The sequence below is a fragment of the Pseudomonas sp. R84 genome (genome assembly GCF_009834515.1).
GTDB lineage: Bacteria > Pseudomonadota > Gammaproteobacteria > Pseudomonadales > Pseudomonadaceae > Aquipseudomonas.
The window spans coordinates 4,770,377-4,783,589 of record NZ_CP019426.1 but is presented as its reverse complement, the minus strand read 5'-3'; the positions used below and the strand labels follow the sequence as shown (position 1 = coordinate 4,783,589).

At 59.2% G+C, this 13,213-nt stretch carries 14 protein-coding genes; all 14 read left to right on the top strand.

The genetic code is table 11. The annotated features are described in order from the left end of the window. The first annotated feature begins 1 nt into the window (after position 1). Positions 2-1,174 carry an endolytic transglycosylase MltG gene (gene mltG, locus PspR84_RS21100; protein WP_160059008.1) on the top strand — a complete coding sequence of 391 codons (1,173 nt, stop codon included), beginning with the start codon at positions 2-4 and terminating at the stop codon, positions 1,172-1,174. 19 nt (positions 1,175-1,193) lie between these two features. Further along, complete coding sequence (gene tmk, locus PspR84_RS21095) at positions 1,194-1,826, top strand: dTMP kinase (RefSeq protein ID WP_007908268.1); 633 nt, start codon at positions 1,194-1,196, stop codon at positions 1,824-1,826. After that, a complete protein-coding gene (locus tag PspR84_RS21090; RefSeq protein WP_160059007.1) occupies positions 1,819-2,802 on the top strand; it encodes a DNA polymerase III subunit delta' in 984 nt (327 codons plus the stop codon). The genes tmk and PspR84_RS21090 overlap by 8 nt, the downstream gene beginning before the upstream one ends. Before the next feature lie 42 nt (positions 2,803-2,844). Then, positions 2,845-3,201, top strand: coding sequence for a PilZ domain-containing protein (locus PspR84_RS21085; RefSeq protein WP_007950801.1), 357 nt, complete (start codon positions 2,845-2,847; stop codon positions 3,199-3,201). A gap of 14 nt (positions 3,202-3,215) precedes the next feature. Further along, positions 3,216-4,007, top strand: a complete 792-nt coding sequence (locus PspR84_RS21080) for a TatD family hydrolase (protein WP_160059006.1) — start codon at positions 3,216-3,218, stop codon at positions 4,005-4,007. A 351-nt stretch (positions 4,008-4,358) separates the two neighbouring features. Continuing rightward, positions 4,359-4,997, top strand: a complete 639-nt coding sequence (locus tag PspR84_RS21075) for a TetR/AcrR family transcriptional regulator (RefSeq protein ID WP_160059005.1) — start codon at positions 4,359-4,361, stop codon at positions 4,995-4,997. A gap of 137 nt (positions 4,998-5,134) precedes the next feature. Beyond that, positions 5,135-6,103, top strand: coding sequence for a radical SAM protein (locus PspR84_RS21070; protein WP_160059004.1), 969 nt, complete (start codon positions 5,135-5,137; stop codon positions 6,101-6,103). Between the two features lie 169 nt (positions 6,104-6,272). After that, positions 6,273-6,878 carry a DUF4823 domain-containing protein gene (locus PspR84_RS21065; RefSeq protein WP_007908280.1) on the top strand — a complete coding sequence of 202 codons (606 nt, stop codon included), beginning with the start codon at positions 6,273-6,275 and terminating at the stop codon, positions 6,876-6,878. A 15-nt stretch (positions 6,879-6,893) separates the two neighbouring features. Further along, a complete protein-coding gene (locus PspR84_RS21060) occupies positions 6,894-7,454 on the top strand; it encodes a DUF1285 domain-containing protein (RefSeq protein WP_160059003.1) in 561 nt (186 codons plus the stop codon). Positions 7,455-7,646: 192 nt separating this feature from the next. After that, positions 7,647-8,363 carry a FadR/GntR family transcriptional regulator gene (locus PspR84_RS21055; RefSeq protein ID WP_127929329.1) on the top strand — a complete coding sequence of 239 codons (717 nt, stop codon included), beginning with the start codon at positions 7,647-7,649 and terminating at the stop codon, positions 8,361-8,363. Positions 8,364-8,497: 134 nt separating this feature from the next. Continuing rightward, positions 8,498-9,373 (top strand): SMP-30/gluconolactonase/LRE family protein, encoded by an 876-nt coding sequence (locus tag PspR84_RS21050; protein ID WP_160059002.1) that lies wholly within the window; start codon positions 8,498-8,500, stop codon positions 9,371-9,373. A 271-nt stretch (positions 9,374-9,644) separates the two neighbouring features. Next, positions 9,645-10,463, top strand: a complete 819-nt coding sequence (locus PspR84_RS21045) for an SDR family oxidoreductase (protein ID WP_160059001.1) — start codon at positions 9,645-9,647, stop codon at positions 10,461-10,463. 136 nt (positions 10,464-10,599) lie between these two features. Then, a complete protein-coding gene (locus PspR84_RS21040; RefSeq protein WP_077574064.1) occupies positions 10,600-11,604 on the top strand; it encodes a substrate-binding domain-containing protein in 1,005 nt (334 codons plus the stop codon). Positions 11,605-11,657: 53 nt separating this feature from the next. Then, positions 11,658-13,202, top strand: coding sequence for an L-arabinose ABC transporter ATP-binding protein AraG (araG, locus tag PspR84_RS21035; protein WP_160059000.1), 1,545 nt, complete (start codon positions 11,658-11,660; stop codon positions 13,200-13,202). Positions 13,203-13,213: the final 11 nt, after the last annotated feature.

Below are 13,213 nucleotides of genomic sequence, written 5' to 3'. Positions count from 1 at the left end.
TGTGAGACGTAAACTTTTGCTGCTGCTGGAAACCGGACTGGTTCTGGCAGGGCTGTTGATGGGCGCCAGCGCCTGGAAGATTCACTCTGCACTGGAACAGCCTCTGAACATCACGCAGGAAGAACTGCTGGATGTGCCGAAAGGCTCCACTCCGACCCGTACGTTCCTTTCCCTCGAAACCGATGGCGTCATCAAGGACGCGTTCTGGCTACGTGTCTATTGGCGCTTCAACCTCGCCGGTACACCGATCCACAGCGGCGAATACCGCATGCAGCCGGGTATGACCGTCAACGGTCTGATCGACTTGTGGAAGCGTGGCGAAGTGGTGCAGTACAGCCTGACGCTGGTCGAGGGCTGGAATTTCCATCAAGTGCGCGCCGCGTTGGCCAAGGATGACAAGGTCGAGCAGACCCTCAACGGTTTGAGTGACAGCGATGTCATGGCCAAAATCGGCCATAAAGGTCTGTTTCCGGAAGGCCGGTTCTTCCCCGATACCTACCGCTTCGTGCGTGGCATGTCTGATGCCGAGTTGCTGAAGAAAGCCTTTGACCGCCTCGATGAAGTGCTGGCGAAAGAGTGGGAAAGTCGTTCTGCCGATGTGCCGTACACCGAACCCTATCAAGCGCTGATCATGGCGTCGCTGGTCGAGAAGGAAACCGGCGTGCCGCAGGAGCGTGGGCAGATTGCCGGTGTCTTCGTGCGTCGCATGGCCCTGGGCATGCAGTTGCAGACCGATCCGACCGTCATCTATGGTCTGGGCGATCGCTACACCGGCAAGTTGACCCGTGCACATCTGAAAGAGCCGACGGCGTATAACACTTACGTGATCCCCGGCTTGCCGCCGACGCCGATCGCGATGGTTGGCCGCGAAGCGATTCACGCGGCACTGAACCCGGTGGACGGCACCAGCCTGTACTTTGTTGCGCGTGGTGACGGCAGTCATGTGTTCTCTGACGATCTCGATGCCCATAACAATGCGGTGCGTGAGTATCAGCTCAAGCGTCGTACGGATTACCGCTCCAGCCCTGCGCCGGCGACAACGCCTGAAGCAGCTCCCGCTGTCGAGGATGCGATTCCTGCAACATCTCCGGATACAGCGCCGGAGTCGTTGCCACAAGTTGCACCACAGGCGCCAGCGCCGACTCCAGAAGCCGAACCACAAAACACGCAATGACGTTGATTAAGGACTGCCTGTGACTGGCTTGTTTATTACCCTTGAAGGCCCTGAAGGCGCCGGCAAAAGCACCAACCGCGAATACCTTGCCGAGCGCCTGCGCGCCGCCGGTATCGAAGTGGTGCTGACCCGAGAGCCTGGTGGCACGCCGCTGGCCGAGCGGATCCGCGAAGTGCTGCTGGCGCCGGCCGACGAAGTCATGAATCCGGACGCCGAGCTGTTGCTGGTATTCGCCGCACGTGCCCAGCATCTGGCCGAAGTGATTCGCCCGGCCATGGCCCGAGGCGCGGTGGTCCTGTGCGATCGCTTTACCGATTCCACTTACGCCTATCAGGGCGGCGGTCGCGGCTTGTCGCTGGAGCGCATCGCCGCGCTGGAGACCTTTGTGCAAGGTGATCTGCGCCCGGACCTGACGCTGATTTTTGATCTGCCGGTGGAAATCGGTCTGGCCCGCGCCAGTGCCCGTGGTCGTCTGGATCGTTTTGAATTGGAAGGTCGGGCGTTTTTCGAGGCCGTGCGTAGCGCTTTCCTCAAACGTGCCGAAGCCGATCCTGCGCGCTATGTGCGCATCGATGCCGGTCAGCCATTGGCCAAGGTTCAACAATCGCTGGATACCCTGATTCCTAATCTGCTGGAGCTGGCCCGTGGCTGAGGCCTACCCGTGGCAGGACAGCCTCTGGCAACAATTGGCCGGGCGTAAGCAGCACGCGCACGCCTATCTGTTGCATGGTCCGGCCGGTATCGGTAAACGTGCGTTGGCCGAACGCCTGATGGCCAGCCTGTTGTGCCAGCGGCCGACGCCGGAAGCCTGCGGCGAGTGCAAATCCTGCCTGCTGCTCAAGGCTGGCAGCCACCCTGATAATTACATCCTCGAACCGGAAGAAGCCGATAAGGCAATCAAGGTCGATCAGGTGCGCGATCTGGTCAGCTTCGTGGTGCAGACTGCGCAGATGGGCGGGCGCAAAGTGGTGCTGATCGAGCCGGTCGAGTCGATGAACATCAACGCCGCCAACGCCTTGCTGAAAAGCCTTGAAGAGCCGTCCGGCGATACGGTTTTGCTGTTGGTCAGCCATCAGACCAGCCGTTTGCTGCCGACGATCAAGAGTCGTTGTGTGCAGCAGGCCTGCCCGTTGCCGGGCGAGGCGATGAGTCTGCAATGGCTGGCTCAGGCGTTGCCGGATTGCTCCGAAGAGGAACGTGTCGAACTGCTGACGCTGGCCGCCGGTTCGCCGCTGATGGCGGTCAGTCTGCAATCGCAGGGCGTGCGTGAACAACGCGCGCAAGTGGTCGAAGGCGTGAAGAAGCTGCTCAAGCAGCAGCAATCGCCGACGCAACTGGCGGAGGAATGGAAAAGCATTCCGATGCTGCGTCTGTTCGACTGGTTCTGCGATTGGTCGAGCCTGATCCTGCGTTATCAATTGACTCAGGATGAAGCCGGCCTCGGTCTGACCGACATGCGCAAAGTCGTGCAGTACCTGGCGCAGAAAAGTGCGCAAGGCAAAGTCCTGGAGATTCAGGACTGGATTCTCGCCCAGCGACAGAAAGTCCTGAGCAAGGCCAACCTCAATCCGGCCTTGCTGCTGGAAGCGTTGTTGGTGCAATGGGCGGGATTGCCTGGTCAAAGATAAGAATGTGTACCTAGACTCTGAACATCAGTAGTGGAGGTCAACATGAATGAACCTGTCAGCCCGGGGCCGCGCAACGGCATTTTGTCCCTGACCATCAAGGACAAGTCGGTGCTCTACGCCGCCTACATGCCATTCATCAAGAACGGTGGCCTGTTCATCCCGACCAACAAAAGTTACAAGTTGGGCGACGAGGTGTTCATGCTGCTCAACCTGATGGATGAGGCCGAGAAGATCCCGGTGGCCGGCAAGGTCGCGTGGATCACCCCGAAAGGGGCGCAAGGCAATCGCGCGGCCGGTGTCGGCGTGCAGTTCAACGACGGCGACAACACCGCGCGCAGTCGCATTGAAACCCATCTGGCCGGAGCGCTTAAATCCGACCGTCCCACTCATACGATGTAAGTAGCCGTCTTTTTATGCTCGTAGATTCCCATTGTCACCTTGATCGCCTCGACCTCGCCGCCCACGACGGCTCGCTGAGTGCTGCACTCGATGCGGCCCGTGAGCGCGGAGTAGGGCACTTCCTGTGCATCGGCGTGAGTGCTGACAACGCCGCCGACGTCAAAGCTCTGGCTGAGCGTTATGACGATGTCGATTGTTCGGTCGGCGTTCATCCGCTGGATGTGCAACCCGGCGCGGCGCCTGCGCTGGACTGGCTGCTGCACGAACTCAATCACCCGAAAGTGGTGGCGATCGGTGAGACCGGCCTCGACTATCACTACGAACCGGAAGCCGCTGAGCTGCAGCAGGCGTCGTTTCGTCTGCACCTGCAAGCGGCGCAGCAGACTGGCAAACCGGTGATCATCCACACCCGTGGCGCCCGCGCCGACACTCTTGAGCTGCTGCGTGAAGCAGCCTTGCCGCAGGCCGGTGTGCTGCATTGTTTTACCGAAGACTGGGACATGGCCAAAGCTGCACTGGACATGGGTTATTACATTTCCCTGTCGGGCATCGTCACCTTCCGTAATGCCGATGCGTTGCGCGATGTCGCGAGCAAGGTCCCGGCGGATCGTCTGCTGGTGGAAACCGATTCACCGTATCTGGCGCCGATTCCCTATCGCGGCAAGCCCAACCTGCCGCAATACGTGCGCGAGGTGGCGGAATTCCTGGCGATGTTGCGCGGTGAAAACTACGAGCGTTTTGCCGAGCAGACCACCGAGAACTTCAAGCGTCTGTTCCCGCTGGCGAGTGTTAAATCTGCCCTGTAGCCGATGGCCAAATCGCAGGCAAAAAAAACCCGGGTTCTGGGGGGTGAATCCGGGTTAAGACCATTAGGAGTAAAACAAAGGCACGCGGTCCCTTGGTACCTTTATCGGCGCGACACTTGGGGGAGATGTCGCCCGACAGTTCAAGTATTGATCAGTCTGGCGTGCAGTCCAGTGAGCCGGTCGGGGTTTTTAAACAAATTTGGAATACGTTCGCTTCAGTTGAGTTCTCATTGCGCCCAAAACGTTCTCAAAATGAACAAGAAACACAGATATGGTCGGATGATCCGTGCATTTTTGCGCAAGTTAGGCATAATACGCGGCTTCGAATTTTGACCCTTCAGACCTTTTCTTATGCACAAAGAACCTCGTAAGGTCCGTGAGTTTCGTCGCCGCGAGCAAGAAATTCTCGATACCGCGCTCAAGCTGTTCCTCGACCAGGGTGAAGACAGTGTCACCGTCGAGATGATTGCTGATGCCGTGGGTATCGGCAAAGGCACGATCTACAAGCACTTCAAATCCAAGGCCGAGATCTATCTGCGCCTGATGCTTGATTACGAGCGCGATTTGAACGAGCTGCTGCATTCGGCCGATGTCGACAAGGACAAGGAAGCGCTGTCCCGCGCCTACTTCGAATTCCGCATGCGCGACCCGCAGCGCTATCGCCTGTTCGACCGCCTCGAAGAGAAGGTGGTCAAGGGCAATCAGGTGCCGGAGATGGTCGAGGAGCTGCACAAGATCCGTGCCTCGAACTTCGAACGCCTGACCTTGTTGATCAAGGGCCGCATCAGCGAAGGCAAACTCGAAGACGTGCCGCCGTACTTCCACTACTGCGCAGCCTGGGCGCTGGTGCACGGCGCTGTGGCGCTGTATCACTCGCCGTTCTGGAGCAATGTGCTGGAAGATCAGGAAGGTTTCTTCCAGTTCCTGATGGACATCGGCGTGCGCATGGGCAACAAGCGCAAGCGCGATCCGGAAATCCCAAGCAGCTGAACCATTCAGTTGCCTTATTGCGCCATGATTTCGCTACATGTCGCAGTACCGCAGGAATATACTCAGGCATAGGGCTTGCTAAAACTTGATTTGTGAGTCAAGTTTTAGCGGCTCGAAATTCTTTCGCCGGAGTGATCATGATCGTTGACCGACAAGGCAGGCGTTTTCGCAATTTGCGGATCAGTCTGACCTCAGCCTGCAATTACGCGTGTACCTACTGCGTGCCCAACGGCAAGCGGTTGGTGGCTGCGCAGGATGAACTGTCGGCCGAAGCCATGGCCCGCGGCGTGGCGTATCTGATCGAAGCCGCCGGCATCGAACGGCTGCGCATCACCGGCGGCGAGCCGCTGGTCAGCCCCAAACTCGAATCGTTCATGAGCGCCGTCGGCAAGATGGGCCTGGACGACATCAGCCTGACCACCAACGGTCAACTCCTGGCGAAAAAACTCCCACTGCTGGTGGATGCGGGTCTGCGCCGGATCAACGTGTCCCTCGATACCCTCGACGCCAGCGCCTTTCGCAGCATCGCCCGTGGCGGCGATCTGGCCACTGTGCTCGACGGCATGGATCAGGCGAAAGCGGCGGGGATGAAGATCAAGGTCAACATGGTGCCGTTGCGCGGGCAGAACCTTGATCAAGTCATGCCGCTGCTGGATTACTGCCTGGAACGCGGATACGAATTGCGCTTCATCGAGTTGATGCGCATGGGCCATCTGGCCAAGGACAATAATGCGTTCCTGCAACAGTTCGTCAGCCTGCAACAGCTGCTGGCGCTGATTGGCGAGCGTTATGAGTACGCGCAAACCGACGCACCAGTGGACGCTACGGCCGTGCGTTACGCAATTCCCGGTTTAGGCAACTTTGGTGTGATCGCCAACGAAAGCGTGCCGTTCTGCCGGACCTGCTCGCGCTTGCGCTTGTCGTCGACCGGTTGGCTGCATGGCTGCCTGTCGTCGAGTAACCGCCACTATGTCGGTGATCTGCTCGACAAGCCGCGCCATCAGGCGTTGCCGGCGCTCCAGCGTTTGCTGGTCAAGGCGTTGGGGGACAAGCAGGAAGTGGCGTTCTCTGGCGGCGCTACCGTCATGAAAATCATCGGCGGCTGAACAACCGCTTTCGCGAGCAGGCTCGCTCCCACCTTGGGATGTATTCCCCTGTGGGAGCGAGCCTGCTCGCGAATACGATTTAACCATCAACAAATTTCTTGAGCTGGCGCAAAAGCTGCATCCAACGGCCATTCGCCGGTTTTCCGTCACCGGCCTCTGGAGGAATAGGATGCGTAGCCTGGTTTTGCTGCTGGCCGTTTTGGCGCTTGGCGGCTGTATGACTGTCAGCGATATGGCCGAAGGCACTCGCTATCAGATGAGCGACGCGGGCTTGCTGGATCACAGCGACAGCCGCCGCGTGAATAACTTCCGCATTCAGCCGGACTCATTTATCTACATCGCCCAGGGTGCCTTCGCGCCGCCGGGTGGTTCCTACCCGCGCCCGAACGTAGTGGCTGAAGAGGCCTTCAAGGGCTTCGTCGAATACTTCCCGATGGTCCGCCGCGCGCGTGCGCCAGAAGGCCTTGATCAGGCGATGGGCGAAGCTCGCGATGCCGGTGCGCACTACCTGCTGTACACGCGTTTCGCCAAGGCTGACGACCGCATCGGCAATTCCGATGAGTGGCTGGATGAAGAAGCGGTCGATCGCCTCGGCATCGACGGCGGCGTGATTCAGATCATGTTGATCGAGACCAGCACCCAGTATTTGATTGATACTGCACGGATCAAGAGTCGTGGCGGTTTACTGACGTTCCACGACAGCAAGCCCGAAGACCTGATCGGCCCGCCGCTGGCGCAGTACGCGCGCAGTCTGTTGGGAGTCGGCGACCAATAATTCAAGGAGAACGCCATGAGTGGCCCGCAAAAAGCCAATGACCTGTTGGGACAGATCCCGAAAACCAAAGGCTTGCCGCCGGTGCACTTGTGGAACCCGGACTTCTGCGGCGACATCGACATGCGCATCGCCCGCGATGGCACCTGGTATTACCTGGGTACGCCGATCGGGCGCAAACCGATGGTCAAGCTGTTCTCGACGATCATGCGCCGCGATGGCGATGACTATTTTCTGATCACCCCGGTCGAGAAGGTCGGGATCAAAGTCGACGATGCGCCGTTTGTGGCAATTGCGGTCGAGGTTGAAGGCGAAGGGGAGGCGCAGCTGTTGCGCTTCACCACCAATGTCGAAGAAACCGCCGAGGCCGGGCTAGAGCATCCGATCCGCGTCGAAATTGATCCGGCGACCCAAGAGCCGGCGCCCTACGTGCATGTGCGTACCAACCTTGAAGCGCTGATCCACCGCAATGTGTTCTATCAACTGGTGGAGCTGGCGGTCAGCCGCGAAATCGACGGCCAGCGCTGGCTTGGTGTGTGGAGCGGCGGCGAGTTCTTCCGCATCGGCCTAGAACCCTGAAACACAACCCCTTGTAGGAGTGAGCCTGCTCGCGATAGCGGTGGATCAGTCAATACTTATGGTGACTGACATACCGCTATCGCGAGCAGGCTCACTCCTACACTGATTTGTGTTCCTGCAGTAAATCCTTATTGACGCGCAATCGTATGATGATTAGCTTGATCACCCATCGCGATCCGCTTTGAGGTGTCCATGTCCAGCAGCTTTCATGCGTCGACCGTTGACTGGCTGGGCAGCTGGATCGCCGCTGGCCAGGTCAAACCCGGGCAGACCATCAAGGTCGAGGCCGATCTGGGCGAACAGCTCGGGGTCAGCCGTACGGTCATCCGCGAAGCGATCAAAACCCTCGTCGCCAAAGGCATGCTCGAAGTCGGGCCGAAAGTCGGCACCCGCGTATTGCCGGTGCGGCGCTGGAACCTGTTCGATCCGCAAGTGGTCGGTTGGCTGTCGCGCAATGGCTTGCCGGAAAACTTCGTCGATGACTTGCTCGACCTGCGCCGCACCATCGAACCCATGGCCGTGCGCTGGGCTTGCGAGCGCGCGACCCTGGAACAGATCGAAGCGGTGCAACTGGCCTATAACGCCCTTGAGCGCGCGGTCGACAGCGGCATCGATTACAACCGCGCCGATCAGGTCTTCCACGAATGCATCCTCGCCGCCAGCCACAATCAATTCATTGAACAAATGGTCCCTGCGCTCGGCGCATTGCTCGCAGTGTCATTTGAAGTTTCTGCAGCCGACCCGGATGAACTGCGCCGCACGTTACCAATCCACAAAGATATGGCCGACGCCATTGCTGCCCGCGATTCTGCGCGCGGGGTGTGGGCATGCATGACCCTGATCGACAACGCGGATCTGGCAATAAAGCGCTTTTACCCGAAAGTCATGGCCGACAAAAAAGCCAGCTGAATACACCGAAATCCCCTGTAGGAGTGAGCCTGCTCGCGATAGCGGTAGATCAGTCGCATTGACGTCAACTGACACTACGCCATCGCGAGCAGGCTCACTCCTACAGTAAAAACAAGAACAATGGAGACCGTTATATGCCGTGGACCGCCCTGACCCAACACCGCGCCCAACTCGGTGAAGGCCCGTTCTGGGACGCGCCAACCCAGACGCTGTACTGGGTCGATATAGCCGGCAAACAGGCCCTGCGCCTGATCGGCCAGAACGTACAGATCTGGCAAATGCCCGAGCACATCTCCGCGTTCATCCCCTGCGCCAGCGGCGATGCCTTGGTGACCCTGAGCAGCGGCGTCTACCGTCTCGATCTCGACTCCCCGGGCCTCGAACCACGCCTGACGCTGTTCTGCGTTGCCGACCCGCAGCCCGGCAATCGTCCCAACGAAGCGCGTTGCGATGGCCAAGGTCGTCTGTGGCTCGGCACCATGCAAAACAACATCGGCGAACAGGGCGAAGATCTGCCGATCACCCGTCGTTCCGGTGGTCTGTTCCGGATCGATCCGGATAAACGTGTGACGCCGTTGTTGCGCGGCCTGGGTATTCCCAACACGCTGTTGTGGAGTGATGACGGCACCACGTTGCTGTTCGGTGACAGTCTCGACAGCACGCTGCACCGTTTTTTCATCCACACCGACGGCAATCTCGATGCTGCACAAGTCTGGTACGGCCCCGATCAGCAGGGTGGCCCGGACGGTTCAGCAATGGATGCCGAAGGCTACATCTGGAATGCCCGCTGGGATGGCAGTTGCCTGCTGCGGCTGACGCCCGATGGCAAAGTTGATCGCAGAATCGATCTGCCGGTCAGCCGCCCGACCAGTTGTGTATTCGGCGGTGAAGACCTGAAAACCTTGTTCATCACCAGCGCCCAGAGTCCGCACAACCATCCATTGGATGGCGCGGTACTGTCGATGCGCGTGGATGTCGCAGGAAAACTCTGTACGCGCTTTGCGGATTAAATCCCAGAATATGGGATGCAAAATTATATATTGAGATTATTTGGCGGTCGGGTTTATAGTCGACTCCAGCAGTAACACGCACTCACACTTAAAAAGAACAAAACAGGTGAAGTGATGCAGCGAATGTCTATCGCACTCCCGCGTGGAGTCCGCGTCTCGCAACGGCTCGATGCCGTCGGCGGCGCCTGCCTGTTTCGTTCAAACCGCCTTCCAGACCGGACATCGGCAGATGCCCGGTTTTTTTGTGCCTGCGAAACAGGAGTCCTGATCCATGGCTGAACCCCTTTCCCTGCCGCCGGTGCCCGCGCCGCCGGAGGGCGAGCGTCTGAAAAACAAGGTCGTGCTGCTGACCGGTGCTGCGCAAGGCATCGGCGAAGCCATCGTCGCTGCCTTCGCCTCGCAGCAAGCGAAACTGGTGATCAGCGATATCCAGGCTGAGAAAGTCGAGCAGGTTGCCGCGCACTGGCGTGGGCAAGGCTATGACGTGCAGGCGCTGAAGGCCGATGTCTCGCATCAGTCTGATCTGCATGCCATGGCCAAACGCGCTGTTGAACTGCACGGACGCATCGACGTGCTGGTCAACTGCGCCGGGGTCAACGTGTTCCGCGATCCGCTGGAGATGACCGAAGAAGACTGGCGTCGTTGTTTCGCCATCGATCTGGACGGCGCCTGGTTCGGCTGCAAAGCGGTGCTGCCGCAGATGATCGAGCAGGGCGTTGGCAGCATCATCAACATCGCATCGACCCATTCCAGTCACATCATTCCTGGCTGCTTCCCGTACCCTGTGGCCAAGCACGGTTTGCTCGGCCTTACTCGCGCACTCGGCATCGAGTACGCCGCGAAGGGCATCCGCGTCAACGCCATCGCCCCGGGCTACATCGAAACCCAATTGAACGTCGATTACTGGAACGGTTTCGCCGATCCGCATGCCGAACGTCAGCGCGCCTTCGATCTGCACCCGCCGAAGCGCATCGGTCAGCCGCTTGAAGTGGCGATGACCGCCGTATTTCTGGCCAGTGATGAAGCGCCTTTCATCAATGCTTCATGCATCACCATCGATGGTGGGCGCTCGGTGATGTACCACGACTGAGCGCAGTGGCTTTCACGCGGATAAATCCGTTTGCAATCCAATCATCATACGATATGACTATTGTCAGAAGATTTTGCAGGAACACGCTTTAACGCTTTTCAAACATTGCTCAAAAAAAATAACAAGGAGTCAGCTTATGAAACGTCGTTTCGGGATTCGTACCCTGTGCAGTACCGCCCTGGCGGTTACCGCGTTCAGCCTGAGCAGTGCGCTGCTCGCTGCCGACACCGTGAAAATCGGCTTTCTGGTCAAGCAGGCTGAAGAACCGTGGTTCCAGACCGAGTGGGCCTTCGCCGAGAAAGCCGCCAAGGACAAGGGCTTCGAACTGATCAAGATCGCCGTGCCGGACGGCGAGAAAACCCTCTCGGCGATCGACAGCCTTGCCGCCAACGGCGCCAAGGGTTTCGTGATCTGCCCGCCGGATGTCTCGCTCGGTCCGGCGATCATGGCCAAAGCCAAGCTCAATGACCTGAAAGTGATTGCCGTCGACGACCGTTTCGTCGACGCCAACGGCAAGTTCATGGAAGACGTGCCGTACCTCGGCATGGCCGCGTTCGAAGTCGGCCAGAAGCAGGGCAACGCCATGGTCGCCGAAGCGAAGAAACGCAACTGGGACTGGAAAGACACCTACGCGGTGGTCAACACCTACAACGAACTCGACACCGGCAAGAAACGCACCGACGGCTCGGTGAAATCCCTCGAAGACGCCGGCATGCCGAAGGATCACATTCTGTTCGCCGCGCTGAAAACCCTCGACGTACCGGGCAGCATGGACGCGACCAACTCGGCGCTGGTGAAACTGCCGAGCGCGGCAAAAAACCTGATCATCGGCGGCATGAACGACAACACTGTGCTCGGCGGCGTACGCGCCACCGAAGCGGCCGGTTTTGCCGCAACCAACGTGATCGGCATCGGCATCAACGGCACCGACGCCATCGGCGAACTGAAAAAGCCGAACAGCGGCTTCTTCGGCTCGATGCTGCCAAGCCCGCACATCGAAGGCTACAAGACTGCCGAGATGATGTACGAGTGGGTGACCACCGGCAAAGAACCGCCGAAGTATACCGCGATGGACGACGTCACCCTGATCACCCGCGAGAACTTCAAGCAAGAGCTGGAAAAAATCGGCTTGTGGAACTGATGCCGCGACGGCCCGGGTTGCCGGGCCGTTTTTTGGTGTGAAGAGGTGGCTTTATGCACGCGCAAGTACAGACACAACAACACAGCGCCAGCGGCAGCCTGCGCTTCAGCGGGATTGGTAAAACCTTTCCCGGTGTGAAAGCGCTGGACGCGATCAGCTTCGTCGCGCATCCGGGCCAGGTTCATGCCTTGATGGGCGAGAACGGCGCCGGCAAATCTACTCTGTTGAAAATCCTCGGCGGCGCTTACATTCCGAGCAGCGGCGAGTTGCAGATCGGCGAGCAGACCATGGCGTTCAAGTCGACCGCCGACAGCATCGGTAGCGGAGTCGCGGTGATTCACCAGGAGCTGCATCTGGTGCCGGAAATGACCGTCGCTGAAAACCTGTTCCTCGGCCATCTGCCGGCCAGTTTCGGTTTGATCAATCGCGGTGCGCTACGCCAGCAAGCATTGAATTGCCTGAAAGGCCTGGCCGACGAAATCGACCCGCAAACCAAGGTAGGACGCCTGTCCCTCGGTCAGCGGCAACTGGTGGAAATCGCCAAAGCGCTGTCCCGTGGTGCTCACGTCATCGCTTTCGACGAACCGACCAGCAGCCTCTCGGCCCGCGAGATCGACCGCTTGATGGCGATCATCGGTCGCCTGCGCGACGAGGGCAAAGTCGTCCTCTATGTTTCCCATCGCATGGAAGAAGTGTTCCGCATCTGCGACGCGGTGACGGTGTTCAAGGACGGTCGCTATGTGCGCACCTTCGATGACATGAGCCAGTTGACCCACGATCAACTGGTGACCTGCATGGTCGGCCGCGACATTCAGGACATCTACGATTATCGCCATCGTCCACGCGGCGCCGTCGCGCTGAAGGTCACCGGCCTGCTCGGCCCGGGCCTGCGCGAGCCGATCAGTTTCGAAGCGCACAAAGGTGAAATCCTCGGTTTGTTCGGACTGGTCGGGGCAGGGCGCACCGAGCTGTTTCGCCTGCTCAGTGGTCTTGAGCGCAACACCGCCGGCCGCCTGGAACTGCGTGGTCACGAACTTAAATTGCGCTCACCGCGCGATGCGATTGCTGCCGGGATTCTGCTCTGTCCCGAGGATCGCAAGAAGGAAGGCATCATCCCGCTGGCCAGCGTTGCCGAGAACATCAACATCAGTGCGCGCGGGGCCAACTCCGGCCTCGGTTGCCTGATTCGCGGTCTGTGGGAAAAGGGTAATGCCGACAAACAGATCAAAGCGCTGAAAGTGAAAACCCCACACGCCGGCCAGCAGATCAAGTTCCTTTCCGGCGGCAATCAGCAGAAGGCCATTCTCGGTCGCTGGCTGTCGATGCCGATGAAAGTCCTGCTGCTCGACGAACCGACTCGCGGCATCGACATCGGCGCCAAGGCTGAGATCTACCAGATCATCCATAACCTCGCCGCCGAGGGTATTTCGGTGATCGTGGTGTCCAGCGACCTGATGGAAGTGATGGGCATTTCCGACCGCATTCTGGTGCTCTGCGAAGGCGCCCTGCGCGGCGAAATCGGCCGCGATCAGGCCAATGAATCCAACCTGCTGCAACTGGCTTTGCCGCGCCACCGCGCTGACGGCGTGGCGAACTGAGAGGTGACTAT